At 68.5% G+C, this 20375-nt stretch carries 21 protein-coding genes, 1 tRNA gene and 1 other RNA gene; 12 read left to right on the forward strand and 11 right to left on the reverse strand.

The window, feature by feature from the left end:
* Positions 1-30: 30 nt before the first annotated feature.
* Positions 31-411, reverse strand: an RNA gene (rnpB, locus tag ACFQQC_RS10965) — RNase P RNA component class A.
* Between the two features lie 41 nt (positions 412-452).
* Here rnpB and ACFQQC_RS10970 point away from each other — a divergent pair.
* A complete protein-coding gene (locus tag ACFQQC_RS10970) occupies positions 453-698 on the forward strand; it encodes a hypothetical protein (protein WP_376862433.1) in 246 nt (81 codons plus the stop codon).
* A complete protein-coding gene (locus ACFQQC_RS10975) occupies positions 699-992 on the forward strand; it encodes a type II toxin-antitoxin system RelE/ParE family toxin (protein ID WP_376862434.1) in 294 nt (97 codons plus the stop codon).
* On the opposite strand, the gene ACFQQC_RS10980 is transcribed toward ACFQQC_RS10975, so the two are convergent.
* The 3 genes from ACFQQC_RS10980 to sppA form a co-directional block, all read right to left on the reverse strand.
* Positions 989-1750 carry an N-acetylmuramoyl-L-alanine amidase gene (locus ACFQQC_RS10980; protein ID WP_376862435.1) on the reverse strand — a complete coding sequence of 254 codons (762 nt, stop codon included), beginning with the start codon at positions 1748-1750 and terminating at the stop codon, positions 989-991. The two genes, ACFQQC_RS10975 and ACFQQC_RS10980, sit on opposite strands and share 4 nt — an antisense overlap.
* Positions 1751-1764: 14 nt before the next feature.
* Positions 1765-2085 carry a hypothetical protein gene (locus tag ACFQQC_RS10985; RefSeq protein WP_376862436.1) on the reverse strand — a complete coding sequence of 107 codons (321 nt, stop codon included), beginning with the start codon at positions 2083-2085 and terminating at the stop codon, positions 1765-1767.
* Between the two features lie 115 nt (positions 2086-2200).
* Complete coding sequence (gene sppA, locus ACFQQC_RS10990) at positions 2201-3982, reverse strand: signal peptide peptidase SppA (RefSeq protein ID WP_376862437.1); 1782 nt, start codon at positions 3980-3982, stop codon at positions 2201-2203.
* A 225-nt stretch (positions 3983-4207) separates the two neighbouring features.
* Between sppA and panD the strand changes: the two genes are divergently transcribed.
* The 3 genes from panD to ACFQQC_RS11005 are packed head-to-tail and all read left to right on the forward strand — an operon-like array spanning position 4208 to position 5694.
* Complete coding sequence (gene panD, locus ACFQQC_RS10995) at positions 4208-4564, forward strand: aspartate 1-decarboxylase (RefSeq protein ID WP_376862438.1); 357 nt, start codon at positions 4208-4210, stop codon at positions 4562-4564.
* A 47-nt stretch (positions 4565-4611) separates the two neighbouring features.
* Positions 4612-5364, forward strand: coding sequence for an SIMPL domain-containing protein (locus ACFQQC_RS11000; protein WP_376862439.1), 753 nt, complete (start codon positions 4612-4614; stop codon positions 5362-5364).
* Between the two features lie 54 nt (positions 5365-5418).
* Positions 5419-5694, forward strand: coding sequence for a hypothetical protein (locus ACFQQC_RS11005; RefSeq protein ID WP_376862440.1), 276 nt, complete (start codon positions 5419-5421; stop codon positions 5692-5694).
* Positions 5695-5804: 110 nt separating this feature from the next.
* Here ACFQQC_RS11005 and ACFQQC_RS11010 read toward each other — a convergent pair whose 3' ends face one another.
* Positions 5805-6608: an SIMPL domain-containing protein gene (locus ACFQQC_RS11010; protein ID WP_376862441.1), complete on the reverse strand. Its 804-nt coding sequence runs from the start codon at positions 6606-6608 to the stop codon at positions 5805-5807.
* Positions 6609-6914: 306 nt separating this feature from the next.
* Between ACFQQC_RS11010 and ACFQQC_RS11015 the strand changes: the two genes are divergently transcribed.
* Positions 6915-6987, forward strand: a tRNA-Ile gene (locus ACFQQC_RS11015).
* A gap of 57 nt (positions 6988-7044) precedes the next feature.
* Here ACFQQC_RS11015 and ACFQQC_RS11020 read toward each other — a convergent pair.
* From ACFQQC_RS11020 to ACFQQC_RS11035, 4 genes are all read right to left on the reverse strand, one after another.
* Positions 7045-7254, reverse strand: coding sequence for a hypothetical protein (locus ACFQQC_RS11020; RefSeq protein WP_376862442.1), 210 nt, complete (start codon positions 7252-7254; stop codon positions 7045-7047).
* Between the two features lie 46 nt (positions 7255-7300).
* Positions 7301-8056, reverse strand: coding sequence for a hypothetical protein (locus tag ACFQQC_RS11025; RefSeq protein WP_376862443.1), 756 nt, complete (start codon positions 8054-8056; stop codon positions 7301-7303).
* Positions 8057-8197: 141 nt separating this feature from the next.
* Entirely contained in the window at positions 8198-9673 is a 1476-nt protein-coding gene (locus tag ACFQQC_RS11030) for a hypothetical protein (RefSeq protein WP_376862444.1), read from the reverse strand.
* A 15-nt stretch (positions 9674-9688) separates the two neighbouring features.
* On the reverse strand, positions 9689-11170 hold the full coding sequence (locus tag ACFQQC_RS11035; protein ID WP_376862445.1) for a tetratricopeptide repeat protein: 1482 nt from the start codon (positions 11168-11170) through the stop codon (positions 9689-9691).
* A 259-nt stretch (positions 11171-11429) separates the two neighbouring features.
* Here ACFQQC_RS11035 and ACFQQC_RS11040 point away from each other — a divergent pair, with 259 nt between their 5' ends.
* The 6 genes from ACFQQC_RS11040 (at position 11430) to ACFQQC_RS11065 (ending at position 18242) form a co-directional block, all read left to right on the forward strand.
* Positions 11430-11927: a GAF domain-containing protein gene (locus ACFQQC_RS11040; RefSeq protein ID WP_376862446.1), complete on the forward strand. Its 498-nt coding sequence runs from the start codon at positions 11430-11432 to the stop codon at positions 11925-11927.
* A 115-nt stretch (positions 11928-12042) separates the two neighbouring features.
* Positions 12043-12720, forward strand: a complete 678-nt coding sequence (locus ACFQQC_RS11045) for an SDR family NAD(P)-dependent oxidoreductase (RefSeq protein WP_376862447.1) — start codon at positions 12043-12045, stop codon at positions 12718-12720.
* Between the two features lie 11 nt (positions 12721-12731).
* Positions 12732-13553, forward strand: coding sequence for an HpcH/HpaI aldolase/citrate lyase family protein (locus ACFQQC_RS11050; RefSeq protein WP_376862448.1), 822 nt, complete (start codon positions 12732-12734; stop codon positions 13551-13553).
* A gap of 70 nt (positions 13554-13623) precedes the next feature.
* Positions 13624-14745: a beta-ketoacyl-ACP synthase III gene (locus tag ACFQQC_RS11055; RefSeq protein WP_376862449.1), complete on the forward strand. Its 1122-nt coding sequence runs from the start codon at positions 13624-13626 to the stop codon at positions 14743-14745.
* A gap of 137 nt (positions 14746-14882) precedes the next feature.
* Positions 14883-17180, forward strand: a complete 2298-nt coding sequence (locus ACFQQC_RS11060) for a TonB-dependent hemoglobin/transferrin/lactoferrin family receptor (RefSeq protein ID WP_376862450.1) — start codon at positions 14883-14885, stop codon at positions 17178-17180.
* A 48-nt stretch (positions 17181-17228) separates the two neighbouring features.
* Positions 17229-18242 carry a DUF6607 family protein gene (locus ACFQQC_RS11065; protein ID WP_376862451.1) on the forward strand — a complete coding sequence of 338 codons (1014 nt, stop codon included), beginning with the start codon at positions 17229-17231 and terminating at the stop codon, positions 18240-18242.
* 55 nt (positions 18243-18297) lie between these two features.
* Here the strand turns inward: ACFQQC_RS11065 and ACFQQC_RS11070 are convergent, their stop codons facing one another.
* Together ACFQQC_RS11070 and ACFQQC_RS11075 are read right to left on the reverse strand one after the other, a co-directional pair.
* Positions 18298-19932: a DUF4166 domain-containing protein gene (locus tag ACFQQC_RS11070; RefSeq protein WP_376862452.1), complete on the reverse strand. Its 1635-nt coding sequence runs from the start codon at positions 19930-19932 to the stop codon at positions 18298-18300.
* A complete protein-coding gene (locus tag ACFQQC_RS11075; protein ID WP_376862453.1) occupies positions 19929-20357 on the reverse strand; it encodes a thiol-disulfide oxidoreductase DCC family protein in 429 nt (142 codons plus the stop codon). Before ACFQQC_RS11075 ends, ACFQQC_RS11070 begins: the two co-directional genes overlap by 4 nt.
* Positions 20358-20375: the final 18 nt, after the last annotated feature.

Raw genomic sequence — 20375 nt, forward strand, 5'->3', positions numbered from 1 at the left:
CGGCGCGAGCGGTAGCCCCACAAAAAGAGAAATATCAGACGGCCTGTAAGCCGGGTTCTGTTCCGTCCGAAGACGGCGACGATCATTCCTCTGGACCGGCCATTGCTGACCGGTTCTCGCGACCTACCCGGATGCTCTCGGGCGGTGAGCCCTGTGAGCCGAAGCCCACGCGACATCCCTATTCGGTCTTGCTCCAGGCGGGGCTTGCCATGCCGGTCCTGTTGCCAGTCCCGCGGTGGGCTCTTACCCCACCCTTTCACCCTTCCCCCCCTCGCAAGGGAGGAGGTTTGCTTTCTGTGGCGCTATCCCTCGGGTCACCCCGGGCGGGCGTTACCCGCCGCCTTTTCACCGTGGAGCCCGGACTTTCCTCGACGGGACCATAAGCCCCGCCGCGACCGCCCGGCCGTCTGACGGGCGGACTGATGCCCCTCCCCGCCCCCGGGGTCAACCGCATGATGCCCGCGACGATGGGTTGTGATACCTTGTCCGTCATGGCCCATCCCGCGCCGAAATACCCTGTCGACCTCGCGACCGAGACCCCGGCCGAACGCGAGGCGCGCCTGGCGTGGGAATTGGAGCGCATCGCCGAGGCTGAAGAGGATATCGCCGCCGGACGCGTTATCGGGGGTCAGGAGGCGCTCGACTGGCTTGACCGCTGGGCGGCCGGCGAGGACCTCGACGATCCGGCCATAAGCTAGATGACGGACTACGCGGTCTATTTCACCGCGCGGTCCCGTCGCGATCTCAATCTGATCGGCAAATGGCTGCTTCAACCCGGCAGCGGGCTCAAGGCGCGCCTCAGGATGACCCGCATCAGCCGCGCCGTGGCTGAGCTTCAGTTCAGGCCAGATCGATGGCCCGGAAGCGCCAAGCCGGGGCTGAGACAGCGCGTCGTCGAGGGCCACACCATTATCTACAAGATCGACGAACAGGCGCTTGAAGTCACGGTCATGCGCGTCTTCGGCCCGCGCCAGGACCGCGCCGACCCCTAGTTCAGCACCCCGGTCGTGCTCTCGGCCGTCGCCAGTTGCAGCACCCCCATCAGGGTCGCCCGCGTCTCGCCGTCGGCGATGCCGTCCACCTGTCCGGGACGCCAGTGGCGCTGGAAGGCCTCGACGGTCAGCTTCGTCGCGTCGTCGTAATCGCCGCCCGGCTGAAGCGCATAGCCCAGCCGATGCAGGCCGGCGCGCAGGACGATGACGCCCAGCCCTTCATCTCCCGGCCCCAGCGGGGCGCCCAGGGCGGCGATCCGCTCCTGCGCCGGCTCGAACCACAGGCCGTGCCCGACCCCGGCCAGCCGCTTCCACGGGAACCGCTCGCCCGGATCCTGCTTGCGCTCGGGGGCGAGGTCCGAATGGCCGATGATCCGCGCGTCCGGGATGGTCCAGCGGGTCCGGATGTCGCTGATCAGGCTGATCACCGAGGCGATCTGCGCCTCGGGGAAGTCGCGATAGCCGAACTCATGGCCCGGATTGACGATCTCAATGCCGATGGAGGCGGCGTTGCAGTCGGTCTCGCCCTGCCAGGCGCCGCGCCCCGCGTGCCAGGCCCGGCGTTCCTCGGCCACCAGCCGCAGGATCGAGCCGTCCTCATCGACCACATAGTGGGCCGAGACCTTGGCTTCCGGGTCACGCAGGCGGGCCACGGCGGCCTCGGCCGTCTGCATCCCGGTATAGTGCAGCACCAGCATGTCCGGCGGACCGCGGCGGGCGTCGAAATTGGGGGACGGGGCGTCCTTGACGATCAGCATGGCGGGGCCGGCCTTTAGCGGCCCGTGCGCTCCCAGCCATAGGCGACCCAGGCGTCGCCTTCCTTGCGGGCCTCGATCACGCCGTCGTCCGCGCGGCGGTTGCGACGGGTCATGGTGCGGCGGGCGCGCAGGGCGATCCCGGCGAAGAAGACCAGCACCGCCGCGATCACCGCGATCACCGCCACGGCGGCGGCGGTCACCACCGCCAGCACCGCGCCGACGGCCATGGCGACCATGGTGGCGATCAGGCCGAACAGCCACACCACCGGTCCCAGCAGTCCGTTGGACGGACGACGGGCCGAGGCGCCGAAGATCAGGGGGTCGGAAGGGGTCATGTCTTCACCAATTGAGGCGCTGAGAACAACGCCGAACGCCCAATGTCGGTCCACACAGGCCCGCGGTCAATGCGACCAGGCTTCACAGGCGAGTGTCCGGTCACGCCGATCGCGCTCAGTAGGGCTGATCCGCCAGCACCGACGCGCCCGACGCCCGCTGGCGGTCGGTCTCGATGCGACGAACCGCCGCCTCCGCCTGCGGGTCATTCATCACCCCGCCGATGCCGACCAGCACCCGCGCCGCCTCGCTGGAGACGCCGAACGCCTTGGACAGGGCCTCCCACGGCGAGCTCGGCTCGGGGAAGCGCTTGAACCGCACCTCCACGTCAGCGCCGATGTTGGCCAGCGACTTGGCCTTGGCGATGGCCTCCTCCAGTCCGCCCAACTGGTCGACCAGACCGATGCCGTGCGCCTGGGCGCCGGTCCAGACCCGGCCCTTGGCGATCTCGCGCACCCGCTCGGCGGGCAGGCGACGCCCGGTCGAGACGCGGGTGATGAACTCCTCATAGGTGCGGTCGATCTGGGCCGCGAAGGCCGCGCGCTGGGCCGGGGTGAAGGGCTGCGACGGCGAGAAGGCGTCGGCGTATTCGCCGCCGACCGACAGGTGGCGCATGTCCACGCCGAACCGGCCCAGGGCGTCGGCCAGCACGAATTTGCCGCCGAACACGCCGATGGAGCCGGTCAGGGTCGTGGGCTGGGCCACGATCCAGCTGGCCTCCGAACTGATCCAGTAGCCGCCCGAGGCCGCATAGTCGCCCATCGACACCACCACCGGCTTGCCCGCCGCCTTGGCCGCACGCACGGCGGCCAGGATCTGCTCCGAGGCCTCCGGCGAACCGCCCGGCGAGGAGACGCGGAAGACGATGGCCTTCACGTCCTTGTCCTCGATGGCCTCATAGATGGCCTTGGCCGTCAGGTCCGAGGCGATGGAGGCGCCGCCGCCGAACGGGCTGCCGCCGTTGTCGCGACCGGTGATGATGGCCCCTTCTCCGCCCACGATGGCGATGGCGTCCTTGCCCGAGCCGGTGCGCTCGCCGACGCTGGCGGCATAGTCGCTGAACGCCATGATCTCCGCGCCCCGGCCGGCGCGGCGCTTGACCTCGGCCTCGGCCTCCTCGACCTGGCCGATCTTGTCCACCAGACGCAGACGCAGCGCGTCCTGCGCCGAATACGGCCCGGCCTCGATGGTCGCGCGCAGTTGCTGCGGCGTCTGTTTGCGGTCCTGCGCCGCATGGGTCAGCGCGCTGGTGTAGATGGAGGTCATCCACGCCGTCATCGCCTCGCGGTGGGCGGCGGTGAAATCGCTCTGCGTATATTCGTTGACCGCGTTCTTGTACTCGTAGCGCTGCTCGAACTGGGCATCGACGCCGTACCGGTCGAAGGCGCGGCCCAGGAACACGGTCTCGGCCGAGAAGCCCGACAGCTGGAACCCGGCCGTGTTCTGCATCCATAGCTCGGACGCCGAGGCCCCGACCATGTAGCTGGACACCGTCGTGCCCACCGGCATGAAGCCCTGGCTGTGGGCGATGACGATCTTGCCCGACCCGCGGAAGCGGCGCACCGCCTGACGGATCTCGTCCGCCGCCGCCGGGGTGATCCCGGCTTCCGGCAGGCGGATCAGCAGGGCCTTCACCTTGTCGTCCGCCTGGGCCTGGGCCAGCGTATCGACGATCTGCACGGTCGACAGCCCCGCCCCGCCGAACACCGCGAACGGGCTGGTCGGGGTCTGGTCGCTGATGCCTTCCCGCAGGTCCAGTTCCAGCACGGTATTGGACTGGACCGGCTCCTTCGAACTGACCGAGGCGATGGCGATCGTCAGGAACACGAACGGGATCACCACGAAGAACAGGAACAGGCCGGCGAACACGCCGCCCATGGTCAGGAAGAATTGCTTCATGGGGTCGACACGTCGTCTCAGGCGCGGGCCGGGTCATGGCCACATTTTGACCATAGGACGGCAGGGCTTGCGGTCAAATGAACGTCTCGTCACGGGCGAATGCGCCGCACCATTGCTTATGGTGCGCTGCCGAAAGCGTGATTGAAGCCGGCCGCTGAAATCACTATATCAGCCGCCTGCGAGCGGGGGCCTATCGCCCCGCGTTGTATTCGGACCGCGCTTCCCATGCTGGTCACCCTGATGAAGGCCAAGCTGCACCGCGCCACGGTGACCCAGGCCGACCTCGACTACGAGGGCTCCATCGCCATCGACATGGACCTGCTGGATGCGGCGGGCATCTTCCCGCACGAGCAGGTGGATGTGCTGAACATCACCAACGGCGCCCGCTTCACCACCTACGCCATCGAGGCCCCGCGCGGCTCCAAGGTCATCGGCGTCAACGGCGCCGCCGCCCGTCTGGTGCAGAAGAACGACAAGGTCATCGTCGTGACCTACGGCCAGCTGCCGTCGGAAGAAGCCCGCCAGTGGTCGCCCAACGTCGTCCTGCTGGACGACGACAACAACATCAAAACAACGGCTTGACCCTAGGGCGTTGATCGCGTCCCCTTCATCGGAAGGGGAGTTTTATCATGCTGAAATCGCTTGGTCTGGCCGCGCTTTTGCTGGCCATCGCCCAGCCCGTGGCCGCTCAACAGGGTTTAGCGGGTCCACCGTCGATTCTCGTCACCGGTTCCGCCGAGGTAGAGGCCCAGCCCGACCAGTTCCGTATCACCGTCAGCATCAATGGTCGGGGCGCAACGCAGGTCGAGGCCTTGCGAAATCTCGCGGCGGTCCAGACACGCATGATGGACGACCTGCCGACGCTCTCCGGACTTTCCCGTTCTGCGATCACTACGGGCGAGATCGCGCTGCAGCCGACATTCGACCCAGCTTGCGGCGCCAGTCAGTACGATCGCGACACCGATGACTGTCCGGTGGTCGGATACAACGTGGGCACGGAACTGACCTTTAAAGGGGCTCCCGCCGAGCGCGCGGGTGACGCATTGTCATTGGCGTCCGAACTGGGCGCTGGCTCGGCGCGAGTCCGTGACTATTCGGTTTCTGACATGCGCGCCCTTCGGGAGGCGGCCAATCGCGCAGCGTTCGCCGACGCGGAGCGCCAAGCCCGGATGCTGTCTGACGCCTCAGGGCGTCGGATCGTGGGAATCCTGCGCATCCAGGATCCGTCGTCGCGCCTCGTGGGCGCGGACCAACAAGACGGGGAAATGGCGGACGTCGTGGTGACCGGCAACCGAGTTCGCGGACCGGCTGTCAGTATCGCCGTCGCGCCGGAACCGGTCACGGCAACGTCGCGCGTCACGGTCGCCTTCCAGATTGAGTAGCACCCGCTTGACGCCGCCCCGGCGCCGGCCTTCCCTCCCTCTCGGAGGAACCCGATGATCCAGACCCTCTCCCGCCTGCGCTGGCCGCTGTACGGCGGCTATCTGCTGCTCACGGTGCTGGCGCTGATGATGGCGTTCACGCCGGGGCTGGAGCTGCTGGGCCTGCCGCCCGAGCGGGTGACCTTCACCCCCGCCACCGTGACCGGCCTGCCGTGGTCCCTGCCCGTGGTCGTGGCCCGCTTCGACTCGGTCACCACCCTGGCCATCGTCATGGTCGCCAACCTGCTGAACGTGGCCATCGGCCTGATGCTGGTGAAGTCGGGAGATTAGGTTTCAGGTTCTGGGGGCCAGGTTTCAGGGCCCCGCAAAGCAGAACGGGAGGGGCGCTGTTCGCACCCCTCCCGTCCCCTCGAACCTGAAACCTAGAACCTGAAACCTTCTCAGCGGTTCAGATCATACACCCCCGTGATATCGATCCGCACGGTCAGTTCACCGGCGGCGATCGGGGTCGAGTCGGCCATCTCCATCCGCGCCGCCATCGCATACATCGGGCGCGGCGGTTGCGGGGCGTAGCCGCCGCCTTCGGTCAGCGAGCGGATGCCGCCCAGCGGCGTGCCCAGGGCCTGGGAATACAGGGCCGCCTTGGCCTGCAGGTTGCGCACGGCGATCTGACGGGCCTGGTTTTCAGCCGCCGACGGATCCTTCAGCCCGAAGCTGATGCCGTTGATCTGGTTGACCCCGGCGGCCACCACGGCGTCCGCCGTCGAGCCGACCTTGGTCAGGTCATTGATGACCACCGTCACCTGATTGCTGGCCTGATAGCCCCGCAGGCGCGGCGGGTTGTTCTCGACATAGTCATACTGGGCCGACAGGTTCAGGCCCGAGGTCTGGACGTCGCGTTCGGCGATGCCGGCGCGGCGCAGGGCGGCGATGACCTGGTTCATCTTCGTGGCGTTCTGGGCCATGGCCTCGGCGGCGGTCGGGGCTTCATTGACCACGGCGAAGGTGATCGTCGCCATGTCCGGCGTCGCCTTGACCTCGCCATAGGCCGACAGGTTCAGGCTCGGCCGCTCGGTCACCGCCTGGATGGTCAGGGGCGCGCCGCCCGAGGGCTGCGACTGGGCGTGGGCGGAGGGCGCGGCGGCCAGCAGGGCGGCGGCGGCCATCATCGCGCCGCCGATCATCAGGGCGCGGTTGGAAACGGCGGGCATCGCGGCGACAGCGGCGGCGGGACGGCGGGTCATTGGATCGGACTCCATGAGAAGCGAGACGTTGCGAACACCCTCAGCGGCGTTCGTGTTCCAACCATGACCGTAAGCGCCTGAACGCGTGGTCAGGGTCCGTTGGCAGGATCCGTTCATCTGCGTGAAATCGCCGACAGATCGGCGGCGAAGGCGGGGCGGTCCACCGGAGCGCTTGGCAAGCCGCCGCCCGGCCTGCCCCGCCATTTTTGCTTCAGGTCGGAACGACCTGAATCCAAAAAATGGCATGGAAGAATTATGGACGAAATCTCCAGAGATTTCGTCTATGCGGAAAGTCCTCCGCTCCGGGGGCCCGTAGCTCAATGGTTAGAGCCGACCGCTCATAACGGTCTGGTTGGGGGTTCGAGTCCCTCCGGGCCTACTGGGGAAATGCGCTGCCCGTCAACAAGGCGGCCTTTGGCCGCCAGCATAGACTATATCAGGTCGTCGGTCGGCGCAGCGCTGCGAGCGTTTCTTGAATGCTACCGGCCACCAGAACGGGGAAGCCGCCGCAGTGTATAGCGGTGATGGGACGACCATCTTTCGATCCCGCGCCTTCAAACACAATGCCGACAGCATCCGCGTTCACGAAGACGGGCTTACCCGCCACGGGAGAGCCATGGCCGCCAACAAACTGAACGAACCTCATGCATTCCCTCCAAAGGCACCGAAGCTAAATCCATCACCATGTACGATCATTGATCGGCTTGAGCAGGTACTGGCCACTGGAAGTCCCTTGTATTGAACTCCATCACTTGGTCGCCTGCCTGATAGAAAGTCAGCGACACTCGGGTAGTGTCGGCGTCTTTCAGCCGTTCAATGAACCCACCGACAGAGCCGTCTGCGATGAACGCGATATGGCTGCTGCCATCAGCGGAATCCGTTCCACGATAGCGCACAGGGTCAGCCTCGCCGAACCGGGTCGGGATGCGACACTCATCGTAGGATCGGCAGAGGATCTGGGCATCTCCGTTCATCGCGATGAAGATGTCGGTGCCCCACTTCTTCGTCTTTCGGATACACAGGCGCGCGCCCAGATTGCCATATGGCCAACCCAGTTGGGCTTCATTGGTTGAAGTCACACAGGCTAACTCAGTCACGCTGTCGTCCATTGGATCGACGTCACGCGTATAAACCCAAGGGGAAGGCGGCTCAGCAGACGCCTTGGGTTCCGGCTCCACGATCTCGACATCGCCGCTTGGCGCCGTATGCGCCGTAGAAGTTTGCGGTGTTGGTCCATTGTCTGAAGTGCCAAGCAGCAGCAGGCCGACCACGACAACGAACACGACAGCGCCGCCAATGATCCATTTCGCCTCGTTGGACTTGCTCGATGTTACGGGCTGAACGGTTGCAACCGGCGCTTCAGGGGTTGGCTCCCCCTGCTTGGCATCACGCGCCGCCTTAAGTTCAGCCAGACGCGCTTCCAGCGCTTCGATTTCTTGGTCGCTCAATGCGGTTCCCCCCGTGCAACGAGAGGTAATTTTGAGCGACCAAGGTGTCAACCAGACGCTCTACGCGACTCGGACCTCAAGCGACTGAGATCAGCACCGGGGCGATCAAGCAACCTCAGCTGAACCCGCCGTCCAAGGCCCCTACCGCCCCCAGAACCCGCCGCCGCCCCGGCTCCAGCGGTCCTCGCCGCGATACCGGTCATCGCGCACATACCGGCCGTCGCGGTCATACCAGCCGTCGCCGTTCTGGTAGTCGTCCCAGCCGTCCAGCGCATAGCCGTCGTCCGCGTACTGGACGCCCAGCATGCCGTCCTCCTGGGCCCACCAGCCCTGTGGATACGAGCCGCGCGCGCACTCCCAGCCGTCGCCGGGACGCCAGTAGGGCTCATGCCGGCCGCGATAGCGGTCGCGGAACTGCGGGCGGCACACGGCCTGCGACCAGACGCGGTTGCCGCTGGCCTGCACATTGGCGCGCGGCTCGCGGTAGATCGGGTCGCGCATCCCGGCCAGCACGTTGTTGACGATCACGGCGTTGCCCGCGGCGGCGGCGACGCCCACCGTCGAGGCCCGCACCCGGCTGTCGGCCAGACGCAGTTCGCCGCTGTACAGCACAACCCCCTTGTCCGAGCGGCAGATACGGCTGCCCTCGATGGAGACCGAGGCTCCCTCGACCACCACGCCCTCGACGAAGCCACAGACGGCGGTGCTGTCGATCTCGACCCGGCCATAGTCGCGACCGGCGCGGACGATCACCCCGATGCTGCGCGGCCCGAAGGCGTTGGGCGCATTGGTCCCCAGCAAGGTCGTGGCCGAAATGCGCGAGGCCGGACCTGCCCCCGGCGTGATCTCCACCCCCGACTGCGCCCCCGTCACCACCAGCTCCGCGGTGGTCAGCACCGCCCCGTCGGTCACGATGGCCGGAGCGATGGTGCGCGCCTCCATCACCGCATTGCGGATGTCCAGCAGGCCGCCGTCCACATAGATGGCCGCCTCGTCGCCCGCATGGCGGAAGCCGACGCTGTTCATCACGATCTCGGCCCCGTAGCCGACCACGCAGGCGGCGTCGCCCGCTCGCGGCGAGGCGAACAGCACGTCGCGCACCTCGACCCGCACCCCCGCCGCCACCGTCATGCACGGCAGGCCGTCCGGCGCCTGCAGGGTCGCGCCCGGCTGGCGGCCCCAGTCGCGCGGATCAAAGCCGCCCTCGCCGATGATGGTCATCGGCTTGTCGATATTCAGCCAGCCGACGCAGGCGCCCGCCCGCGAGCGGATCACCAGCGTCCCGCCCGGCCGCACCCGGCGCACCGCATCCTCGACCGCGCCCGATCCCGGATTTCCGCCGCAGTCGACCAGCACGATCTCCTCCCCGCCCGGCCGCAGCGGCGGCAGGCCCGGACGCCAGTCCGGACGGTGACGGCGATAGTCATAGCGGTTGCGGTCGCGCCTCTGGCTGTAGGACCGCACCGGCGGGTCCAGCAGCACGCCGAAATTGGGCCGGGTCTGGCTCTCGACCCGCGCGGCGGTCTGGGCCTGCGCCGGCTCGGCGATCATCGTCAGGGCCGCGCCGGCGACGACCGCCGCAACACCACCCAGAAGTCCGAAAGCGTTACGGGTCATGGGGTCACGCCCTCCTTAGCGGCGCTGTGCACGGGACACCTGGGCCAGCACGGCCTGCAGGCGCCCCGCCGACGGGCCGAAGCCCGCCAGGGCGGAATCGATGCGGTAGGCGACGGCCTGGGCCTTGTCCTGATCGGCCACTCCGGCGACGCCCAGGGCGAAGTAGCTGGACATGGCGAACTTGGCCTCGCCATTGCCCTGCCGCGCCGCCTCCTCGAACCATTTGAAGGCGCGGGCGTAGTCGGCGGGCAGGCCGATCCCCTCGGCGTACATCACCGCCAGCACCAGCTGCGCCTCGGACGAGCCGTTCACCGCCGCCAGCTGGATCGCGCGCACCCGCTCCAGATGCGACAGCCGCCCCTCCATCGCGTGACCCAGCATGGCCTCCAGCGTCTCGATCTGGCGTTTGGACAGGTCCTCGGGCCGCTGCGCCGCCGTCTCGGTCACGCCCAGATAGCGCAGCGCCCGGCCCACATGGATGAACGGCAGCTCCCCGCCCATCCGGCCCAGCGCATATTCATAAGCGTCGCCGCGCGGACGGCTTTCGTCCGAGAAGGGCACCCCCGACTGCGGCGCGGTGTTGGGATAGAATTCGAACGGCGGCGTCCACTGCCGCGCCTTCACCTCGACGAAGCGCTGGTACTGGGCCCGGCTCGGCGCCGACCGCTCGAAGTCGCGCATCAGCACATAGGCGCCCACGTCGCCGGTCTGCACCGCCAGATAGTTGTAGAGATAGGCGTCCACGTCATTGCGCTGGAACAGCCCCAGCGCCGACGGATAGCCGCGCCGGTTCCGGTCGCGCCCCTGCCCCCGGTCGGCATTGCCCCGGCCCCAGGCCTCCCGCGCCTCGCGGTTGTCCTCCGGCTCGCCGAACGGGCCGTACATGCCGTCATGCAGCCGGGCCAGGGTGCGATAGCCCTCGGCGTCCTGGGTCGACAGGACATAGATGACCCGGTCGCGCACCGCCGACTGCTCATCCACCGTCATATTGCCCAGCAGCCGGTCCAGCTTGCGATAGGCCTCGTGCCGCTCGAACGCGCGGCAGTCGTCATAGCGCGACAGCGGACGCCAGCCGCCCCAGCCGTCGCGGCGCGTGCGGTTGATCGGGGCGTAGCCCTCGTCGTTCGACAGGGCCATCGCCAGCCAGGTCGCCGCCTCGATCGGATCCTCGATATTCTTGTCGGTCGTCTTCACCGCCGAATAGCGCGCGCCCAGCTCCAGCTGGGCGAAGAAGTCGTTCTGGAAGGCGGCCCGGCGCAGCACGCGCAGCCCGGTCTCCTGCGCATTGAACTCGGACCCGCTCATCGAGGCCGGGCGCGGACAGCTGTTGGACGCCTGCGAGCCCTGCCAGAAGCGGACGCCGTTGCCCCGGTCGCCGCACGACGCCATGGCGACCGCGGCCAGCGCCAGCACGCCCGCCACGCCGGCGATCGCCAGCGGCGCGCGCGCCCCGCGGGACCGCGAGCCTTGTCCGTGTTCGCCGTCCCCGTCCGCCATGGCCCCTCACACACCTGTCAGGCGTATCGCCCCCGCGCATCAGCCCCGGGACCGCGACGGTCCGAAAAGGTTAATGCGCTGTCAAGGTTAACGCCGTTCCGCGACAAAGCGTTGCCGCAACGGGTCGAAATTGTGGCGTTATGCGAGTTGTCCACCGAAATCAGCGCCTTGGGCACTCGCCTGTCAGGCGAAAGCCCCGGCCTCGCTTCCGCCCGGGCCACCGCCTATATGCGAGCGACGCCTGCCGGAGTTTGTCCTGATGTCCTACGTCGCCCGCGACGACCGCCCCGCCGACAAGGCCGCCCGCTATGCGGAGGTCGAGGCGGAAATCCTCGCCGTGCTGGACGGAGAGCCGAACCGCACCGCCCGCATGGCGACGGTCTCCTCCATGCTGGCCGACGCCTTCCCGGCCTTCTTCTGGACCGGCTTCTACGTCGTGGACGAGACCAAGGGCGACGAACTGGTGGTCGGCCCCTACCAGGGCACCTTGGGCTGCCTGCGAATCGCCTTCGGGCGCGGCGTCTGCGGAACCGCCGCCGCCACCCGCACCACCCAGATCGTCGAGGACGTCCACGCCTTCCCCGGTCACATCGCCTGCGACCCCCGCTCGGCCAGCGAGATCGTCGTCCCCGTCCTCGACGCCTCGGGCGCCCTGATCGCGGTTTTCGACGTGGACGCGACCGTTACGTCCGCTTTTGACGCATCGGACCGCTATGCTCTTGAACAGCTGATGGCCAAGGTTTTCGCCGGGGCCTGAACCGCTCAGACCGTCCAGTTCTAGCGACGGAAGTAGTCGTTGTTTTCGTTGTCTTTTTTCAACCAAACTGGACTAAGTAGACTGTTTAGACTGCTTTTTCCGCCGGAGGGTTCCCATGTCTGACCGCGTGATCTTGGTGACCGGAGGCCACGGCGCCCTCGGGGCCGCTGTCGTGAAGGCCGCGCTGGCCGACGGGCTCAAGGTCGCGATCATCGACCACGCCAAGGGTCATGATGCGCCGGACGGCGTGTACGAACTGGGCGGCGTGGACCTGACTGACCCGGCCGAGGCCATTCAGGCCGTCAACGCCGCCGCCGATCACTTTGGCCGCATCGACGCCCTGCTCAACATCGCCGGCGGCTTCGTCTGGCAGACCACCGATGACGAACAGCCCGCCTGGGACAAGATGTTCGCCCTGAACCTCTCCACCGCCCTGAACGCCAGCCGCGCCGCCCTGCCCTGGCTAAAGGCCTCGCCCGAGGGCCGGATCGTCAACGTCGGCGCCAACGCCGCCCTGAAGTCCGCCGCCGGCATGGGCGCCTACGCCGCCTCCAAGTCCGGCGTCCACCGCCTGACCGAAAGTCTCGCCGAGGAGTTGAAGTCGACCTCGGTCACCGTCAACGCCGTCCTGCCCTCGATCCTCGACACCGCCCAGAATCGCGCCGACATGCCCGACGCCGACCCGTCGAAATGGGTCGCCCCCGCCGACCTCGCCCGCGTCATTCTCTTCCTCGCCTCCCCCGAGGCCCGGGCGGTGACGGGGGCGCTGGTGCCGGTCACGGGCAAGGTCTGAGCGCAAGGGTGATGCGGTCCGCCCTCTTCCTCCCCGCCAGCAATCCGCGCGCGATCGAGAAGGCCCGCACCCTGCCCTGCGATGTCGCCATCCTCGACCTTGAGGACGCCGTCGCACCGGAGATGAAGGCCGCCGCCCGCGCCGCCGCCGTCCAGGCCCTGCGCGACGGCGGCTTCGGCCCGCGCCTCGGCGTCCGCATCAACGGGCTGGACACCGCTTGGGGCGCCGACGACCTCAGGGCCCTGTCCGAGGCAGGCGCCGCTCTGATCGTCGCGCCCAAGGTCGATGACGCCGACGCCGCCCGCGCCCTGACCGCCGCCCTGCCCTCCGACGCGGTCCTCTGGGCCATGATCGAGACGCCCCGCGCCCTCGTGAACCTCAACGCCATCGCCGCCGTGGACCGGTTGGAGGCCCTGATGCTGGGGGTCAATGATCTGGCCATCGGCCTGCGCACCGGCCCGTCGCCCGACCGCGAGCCGCTCAAGCCCTGGCTGGCCGCCACCGTCGCCGCCGCCCGCGCCAACGGCCTGCTCGCCCTCGACGGCGTCTACAACGCCTTCACCGACCTTGAGGGCTTCGCCGCCGAATGCGCGCAAGGCCGCCTCTACGGCTTCGACGGCAAGAGCCTGATCCACCCGTCCCAGATCGCCCCGGCCAACGCCGCCTTCGGTCCCTCGGAGGCCGAGATCGCCCGCGCCCGCGCCATCGTCGCTGCCTTCGCCCTGCCGGAATCCGAAGGCAAGGGGGCGATCAGCGTCGAGGACGAGATGGTCGAACGGCTGCATCTCCATGCCGCCCAATACCTGATCCGCTCTCTCGACCGGGGCCGCTGACCAGCCTATCTATCAGTTCGGAATAAGAACGGACGCCGCTCCAGGGCAGGCGCCGCAGGGAAGACACCGAGTGACCCACGCCGTTATCGCCGCCACCGGGCTTTTCACGCCCGACCAGTCCATTTCGAACGCCGAGCTGGTCGAGGCCTACAACGCCTACGCCGACCGCTTCAACGACCGCCACAGCGCCGAGATCGCCGAGGGCGATGTCGCCCCTCTGACCCACTCCTCGGTCGAGTTCATCGAGAAGGCGTCGGGCATCAAGTCGCGCTTCGTGCTGGACAAGGCCGGCGTCCTCGACCCCGAGCGCATGGCTCCCAACATCGCCGAGCGCCCGAACGAAGAGCTCTCGGTCCTCGCCGAAATGGCCGTGAAGGCCGCGCAGGAAGCCATCGCCGCCTGGGGTAAGCCGGTCAGCGAGATCGGCGCCGTCCTGTGCGCCGCCTCCAACATGCAGCGCGCCTATCCGGCCATGGCCATCGAGGTTCAGCAGGCCCTGGGCATCGAGGGCTTCGCCTTCGACATGAACGTCGCCTGCTCCTCGGCCACCTTCGGCCTGAAGACCGCCGCCGACTTCATCGCCTCCGGCTCGGTCAAGGCGGTGTTGATGGTGAACCCCGAGGTCTGTTCGGCCCACCTGAACTTCAAGGATCGCGACAGCCACTTCATCTTCGGCGACGTCGCCACCTCCGTCATCATCGAGAGCGCCGACACGGCGGGCCCGGGCGGCTGGGACATCCTCGGCTCGCGCCTTAAAACCAGCTTCTCGAACAACATCCGCAACAATTTCGGCTTCCTGAACAACGCCGCCCCCGAAGGCATCGGCGCCCCGGACAAGCTGTTCGTCCAGCAGGGCCGCAAGGTGTTCAAGGATGTGGTGCCGATGGTCTCGGACATGATCGTCGACCACGCGGGCGAACTGGGCATCGACCCCACCGGCCTGAAGCGGATGTGGCTCCACCAGGCCAACATCAACATGAACCAGTTCATCGGCCGCAAGGTCCTCGGCCGCGAGCCCGAGCCGCACGAGAACGTCATCATCCTCGACGAGTACGCCAACACCTCTTCGGCCGGCTCGATCATCGCCTTCCACCTGCACCACGACGGCTTCGCCCCCGGCGACACCGGCCTGATCTGCAGCTTCGGCGCCGGCTACTCCGCCGGGACCGTCTTCGTCCGCAAGCGCGACTGACCGCCGCTATGCGCCCCTTGCATGGGGCGTATAACTGCGACTTATTCGCATCAGAGTCACAACTCCGTCGCAGACGCGATTGATTGTGAGAGTCGTTCGCACTAATTGCCCCGCCATCTCTTCAAGCGGGACCATACATGCGCACGCTCCTCCTCTCCGCCGGGCTCGCCGCCCTGACCGTCGCCGCCGCCCCCGCGGCCATGGCCCAGCAAGCCGCTCCGCAGGCGACCGAGCTGTCGCCGGTCACCGTCCTGGCGACCCGCACCGAGACCCGCACCGACGAGGTTCCGGCCACTGTCACCGTCATCACCGATCGTCAGATCGAGGCCATGCTGGCCACTGACATCAAGGACCTGATCCGCTTCGAGCCGGGCGTCAGCGTCGTCACCACCCCCGCCCGCTTCGGCGCCGCCACCGGCACCTCGGGCCGCGCCGGCAATGAGGGCTTCACCATCCGCGGCGTCGGCGGCGACCGCGTGCTGATGATCGTGGACGGCGTCCGCATCCCGGACAGCTACAGCTTCGGCGCCCAGAGCGTCGGCCGCGGCGACTATTCGGACCTGGACCTGATGAAGTCGGTCGAGATTCTGCGTGGCCCAGCCTCGGCCCTGTACGGTTCGGACGGCGTCGCCGGCGCCGTCAGCTTCGTCACCCGTGATCCGGTCGACCTGCTGCGCGACGGCGAGAATTTCGGCGCCCGCGCCCGGGTCGGCTACAACTCCGCCGACGAGGGCCTGACCAAGTCGGCGACCATCGCCGGTCGCTCGGGCGACTTCTCGGCCATGCTGTCCTGGACCGGCCGTGACAGCCAGGAAACCGAGACCCACGGCAACATCACCGGCGAGGAGCTGGTCTCCGTCACCATCAGCGGGGTCAGCGGCCCGGGCTACAACTACGGCCTGCGCACCATCGCCAACCCGCAGGACATCCAGTCGGACGCCTGGCTCGGCAAGCTGGTCTGGGACTTCGCCCCGGGCCAGAGCCTGCGCGCCACCTACGAGCACTATGAGCTGAGCGCCGACGCCATCGTCCTGAGCGGTCGCGCCACCCGCTTCGCCGCCACGCCCCCGCCCGTTCCCGTCGCGGCGACCGCCGTGCAGAACCTGACCTCGGCGGACACCACCGAGCGCGAGCGCTACGGCCTCGACTGGCGGATCAATGACGCCCTGGGTCTCGATCACGGTCAGGTCTCGGTCTACCAGCAGACCGCCACCACCCGTCAGTTCACCTTCGAGGATCGCGCCGGCGTCGACCGCACCCGCGACAACACCTTCGACAACGAGGTCTTCGGCCTGTTCGCCAGCGCCAGCCGCGCGTTCGGCGACCACAACATCACCGTCGGCGGCGACTGGTCCGAAACCACCCAGGAAGGCGTCCGGGGCGGCACCGTGCCGACCCCGCCGGAAACCTTCCCGGTCAGCGCCTTCCCCAAGACCGACTACACCCTGGCCGGCCTGTTCGTTCAGGACCAGATCAGCCTGCTGGACGGCGCCCTGACGATCACCCCGGCCCTGCGCTGGGACAGCTACAAGCTGGAAACCACCGCCGATCCGCTGTTCCCGGCCGCCTCGCGCGCCGATCAGGACGGCGACCACTTCTCGCCCAAGCTGGGCGTGATGTGGTGGAGCACCGACACCTTCGGCGTCTTCGCCAACTGGGGCGAAGGCTTCAAGTCGCCGACGCCCAGCCAGGTGAACAACTATTTCTCCAATGTGAACCAGGCCTACACCTCGATCTCCAACCCGGACCTCGAGCCGGAAACCAGCCGCAGCGTCGAGCTGGGCCTGCGGGTCCGCAACATCGACCTGGCCGGCGGCCGCTTCTCGGGCCAGCTCGTCGGCTTCCAGTCGGAGTATGAGAACTTCATCAGCCGCCAGCAGATCGGCGGTCAGTTCGGCAACCCCGCCAACCCGGCCACCTTCCAGTTCGTCAACTTCTCGGACGTCGAGATCAAGGGTCTGGAAGCCAAGGCCGACCTGTACTGGGACAACGGTCTGAGCGCCCGCTTCGCCGCCGCCTATGCCGACGGCGACATCACCGACGCCGGCACGACCCGCCCCTATGAGTCGATCGACCCGATCAAGGTCGTCGCCGGCCTGGGCTACGATGATCCCGCCGGTCGCTTCGGTGGTCAGGCCATCGTCACCTGGTCGCAGGCCAAGGATCAGGGCGACACCATCAACCTGACCGCCTGCCACAGCGCGACCAATCCGCTCGTGCGCTGCTACGTCGGCGAGGACTTCGCCCTGCTGGACCTGACCGCCTACTGGAACGTCAACGATCAGGTCACCGCCCGCGCCGGTGTGTTCAACGTCTTCGACGAGAACTACAGCCTGTGGAGCGATGTCCGCGGGATCTCCGCCTCGTCCGCGATCAAGGACGCCTACACCCAGCCGGGCCGCAACTTCGGCCTGTCGCTGGCCTTGCGGTACTGATCGGGCGGGACGATAACGCGACTGACTCGCATTCGAAGGACCTGTCACATGCGCCGAGCCCTGTTGCTCACCACCGTTCTGGCCGCCGCCCTCGCGGCGACCGCCCCGGCCAATGCCGGAAACGGGGCCGAAGTCGCTCCCGCGGCGACCTCGGTCCAGGCCCCGGCGGCCAGCCAGTTCGAGCGGGATCGCCGGTCGATCCTCGCCCAGGCCGGCCAGTGGCGGGTCCGTTTCGACATGCGCGAGAACGTCAGCTTCCGCGCCGGCTACGAGCCGCTGGAAGAGAAGATCTCCGCCGGCAACGAGATCGTCCGCGTCGTCCATGACGACGGAACCCGGATCAGCCTGCAGCACATCCTCGTCATGAGCGATGACGCGGGCAACCACATGGTCATCAAGCACTGGCGCCAGGACTGGGTCTATGAGCCCGAAACCATCCTGACCTACGCCGGTCCGAACCGCTGGGTGCTGACCCCGGTGTCGGCCGAGGAACGCCGCGGCGCCTGGTCCCAGACCGTCTGGCAGACGGACGACAGCCCCCGCTACGGCGGCGTCGGCCACTGGGGCTATGACCACGGCCAGTCGGAGTGGACCTCCGACCCGACCTGGCGTCCGCTGGCCCGCCGCGACGCGGTGCGCAACCCGATCTACGACCGCTACCTGGGCACCAACCGCCACGCCCTGACGCCGGAAGGCTGGGTCCACATCCAGGACAACGTCAAGATGGGCGCCGCCGAGGGCGACGAAGGCGAACCCGTCGCCATCGTCCAGGAGGACGTCATCAACACCTACCGCCGCGTCGACAACTATGACGCCGCCCCGGGTGACGCCTACTGGGCCGCCACCAAAGACTACTGGGCCGGCGTCCGCGCTGCCTGGGAGGAGGTCGCCGTCCGCAACCGCGGCATCTACCTCGAGGAAGAAGCCAACCGCGGCGCCGTCACCGGCAAGCCGCTGATGGACTGGGCCGACGAGATCCAGGCAGGAACCCTGACCACCGAAGCCGCCATCGCACAGGCGCGTGAACTGATCGGCCGCGCCACCGTGGCCCCGGCGTCGTAAGCCGAACCGTTCCCGCGTATGGGGGAGGAGGGGACGCCGCCCGGCGTCCCCTTTTTCATGCCCGCTGCAACCAGCCCCGATAGCGCACCAGCCGCCCCAGCAAAGGCGCGGTGATGGTCACGTCGAAGACGAAGCGCCCCTCGGCATCCACCTCCTCAAAGGCCTCGGTGGCCGGGCACAGCCAGCGCGGCAGCGGGATCGGGCCGGCGCGCCAGCCCTCGACCCGATAGACCAGTCGCCCGCCCTCCGGCGTCAGGGTCAGGTCCATGCTCAGCGGCCCGAACCGCTCGCTGACCCGACCGCCGGGCCGGGGCCGCGACAGGGTGCTGGCGAAGGCGTGGCCGCCGATGCGCCGCCGCCAGATCGAGCGCTCGCCGTCGGCGTCGATGGCGACCTCGGCCTCGCAGTCGGCCTGCGCCTTCGGGAAGCCGACAATGCGGGCCGCCAACGCCGCCAGCGGCCCTGACGCCCCCTCGGTCATCGCCCGACCCCGCCAGATCGACCGTCCCGGGGTCTCGTGCAGGGCCCGAAGCGCGTCAGGCAGGCCATCGAAAGCCGGGCCTATGGCGCGGGGATAGAGGGCCCGCTCCGTCATCGTTTCAGTCTCCAGTCCATGCGGCGTCATCTCCTCGGTGATCGCCTCCAGCGGCAGGACGCCGACGCAGGCCCGGGCGCCCGGCATGATCCGGCCGGCGGCGATGGCGCGGATGGCGGCGAGGGCCGGCAGGGATGGCGTCACCGGCCCCTCCCCCGGCTCGGCGACCAGTCGCCAGACGGCCCGCGCCGCCCGCCCCTGCGCATCCACGCCCCACGCCTGCACCCGCATGGTCCCGCGATCGGAACCGGACACGGAATGAAGCCCCGCCAGCGCCAGCAGCAGCTTGGCCAAGGGCACGGGATCGAACCGGAACAGGCCGATCAACCGGGCCAGCAGCCAGGCTTCCAGATGCAGGGTCCAGGGCTCCATCCCCGCGAGGAACAGCCCCCGCTCCCTCGGCCGGAACCGGGCCGGGAACAGGTCGAGGTCCGGGGTCTCGCACAGCGACACCCGCCGCACGCCCGCCGGGCCGAAGTCGCGCCGGTACAGGCCGCTCCAGCCGCGCCGTGTGGTCCAGCTCCCGTCCTCGAACACCCGCACCGGACGGCCCATCCACGACAGGATGGCCTGCATGACCGACAGCCCCTTGGGCGCCCGCGCGCCGGGCGAGATGGCGGCCTCGATCGAGACCACCTCGCGCCAGCCCTCGGTCAGCCAATCCAGAACCGCATTGGAGAGCGCCGGGGTCGAACTGCAGCCGTTCAGGGCGGCCACGCCCGCCGCCCGCGCCGCCTCATCCAGCGCGGGGAAGGCGGCGACGAAGTCCCGGGCGTCGGCCAGATCGACGTAGTGCAGCCCTGCCTCAATGGCCGCCCGCGCCGTCGTCGGCTGCGCCCCCTGAAACGGCCCGGCCATGTCGGCGACGATGGTCGCTCCCGTGGCCCTGAGTTGCTCCGCCGTCAGGGTGGCGGTGTCCAGCAGCGCCACCTCGACCGACGCGCCCGGGAACCCCGCGCGCAGCCGCCCGGCCACGCCCTCGGCCCGCGCCCGACCGCGCCCGGCCACGACCACGCCGAACCCGTGCCGCAACAGCCCCTCGGCCAGCCGCGAGCCGAACACGCCGCCTGCGCCGATCACCAGAACTGTGGTCATGCCAGAAAGCGCTCCCGGTCCTCCGGTGACGGGACCACGCAGGCGTCGGTGCGCCCGAAGACGGCGTATCGGTTCTTCGCAATCAGATCGTAGAGCGGGTCGCGCAACAGGCGCGGCGTGGCCTTCAGCGCCTTCAGCGCGCGGGTCTTCGGCAGGGCGCCCAGCACGGTCAGGGCGGCGTCCGACTTGAAGAAGATGCGTCCGCCCAGCACCACGGCGTTCGTCTGCGGCGCCTCCGGGTCGATGCCGTACCGAACCGCCAGCGCCCTGCCCGCCTCCGACTGGATCGGCAGGAAGCGGAAGCGGCGCTCGCGGTCGTGCGTGATCACCCACCGCACCCAGCGCGAACAGAAGACACAGACCCCGTCGAACAGGATCAGGCCGTCGGGTTCATCGGGCGCGGGCTGAGGCGACCAGCGGGTCATGGGGTGACAGTGGCCCTG

It is taken from the genome of Brevundimonas sp. GCM10030266, assembly GCF_042666595.1.
In the GTDB taxonomy this organism is placed as follows: domain Bacteria; phylum Pseudomonadota; class Alphaproteobacteria; order Caulobacterales; family Caulobacteraceae; genus Brevundimonas.

Excerpts from the sequence above, each read along its gene's own strand:
- ACFQQC_RS11030 (WP_376862444.1), bottom strand. The coding sequence starts at position 9,673 with ATGACCCGTAACGCTTTCGGACTTCTGGGTGGTGTTGCGGCGGTCGTC.
- ACFQQC_RS10970 (WP_376862433.1), top strand. The coding sequence starts at position 453 with ATGATGCCCGCGACGATGGGTTGTGATACCTTGTCCGTCATGGCCCAT.
- ACFQQC_RS11065 (WP_376862451.1), top strand. The coding sequence starts at position 17,229 with ATGCGCCGAGCCCTGTTGCTCACCACCGTTCTGGCCGCCGCCCTCGCG.
- panD (WP_376862438.1), top strand. The coding sequence starts at position 4,208 with ATGCTGGTCACCCTGATGAAGGCCAAGCTGCACCGCGCCACGGTGACC.
- ACFQQC_RS11005 (WP_376862440.1), top strand. The coding sequence starts at position 5,419 with ATGATCCAGACCCTCTCCCGCCTGCGCTGGCCGCTGTACGGCGGCTAT.
- ACFQQC_RS11050 (WP_376862448.1), top strand. The coding sequence starts at position 12,732 with ATGCGGTCCGCCCTCTTCCTCCCCGCCAGCAATCCGCGCGCGATCGAG.
- ACFQQC_RS10980 (WP_376862435.1), bottom strand. The coding sequence starts at position 1,750 with ATGCTGATCGTCAAGGACGCCCCGTCCCCCAATTTCGACGCCCGCCGC.
- ACFQQC_RS11000 (WP_376862439.1), top strand. The coding sequence starts at position 4,612 with ATGCTGAAATCGCTTGGTCTGGCCGCGCTTTTGCTGGCCATCGCCCAG.
- ACFQQC_RS11010 (WP_376862441.1), bottom strand. The coding sequence starts at position 6,608 with ATGACCCGCCGTCCCGCCGCCGCTGTCGCCGCGATGCCCGCCGTTTCC.
- ACFQQC_RS10975 (WP_376862434.1), top strand. The coding sequence starts at position 699 with ATGACGGACTACGCGGTCTATTTCACCGCGCGGTCCCGTCGCGATCTC.
- ACFQQC_RS11070 (WP_376862452.1), bottom strand. The coding sequence starts at position 19,932 with ATGACCACAGTTCTGGTGATCGGCGCAGGCGGCGTGTTCGGCTCGCGG.
- ACFQQC_RS11075 (WP_376862453.1), bottom strand. The coding sequence starts at position 20,357 with ATGACCCGCTGGTCGCCTCAGCCCGCGCCCGATGAACCCGACGGCCTG.
- ACFQQC_RS11020 (WP_376862442.1), bottom strand. The coding sequence starts at position 7,254 with ATGAGGTTCGTTCAGTTTGTTGGCGGCCATGGCTCTCCCGTGGCGGGT.
- ACFQQC_RS11040 (WP_376862446.1), top strand. The coding sequence starts at position 11,430 with ATGTCCTACGTCGCCCGCGACGACCGCCCCGCCGACAAGGCCGCCCGC.
- ACFQQC_RS11035 (WP_376862445.1), bottom strand. The coding sequence starts at position 11,170 with ATGGCGGACGGGGACGGCGAACACGGACAAGGCTCGCGGTCCCGCGGG.
- sppA (WP_376862437.1), bottom strand. The coding sequence starts at position 3,982 with ATGAAGCAATTCTTCCTGACCATGGGCGGCGTGTTCGCCGGCCTGTTC.
- ACFQQC_RS10985 (WP_376862436.1), bottom strand. The coding sequence starts at position 2,085 with ATGACCCCTTCCGACCCCCTGATCTTCGGCGCCTCGGCCCGTCGTCCG.
- ACFQQC_RS11045 (WP_376862447.1), top strand. The coding sequence starts at position 12,043 with ATGTCTGACCGCGTGATCTTGGTGACCGGAGGCCACGGCGCCCTCGGG.
- ACFQQC_RS11060 (WP_376862450.1), top strand. The coding sequence starts at position 14,883 with ATGCGCACGCTCCTCCTCTCCGCCGGGCTCGCCGCCCTGACCGTCGCC.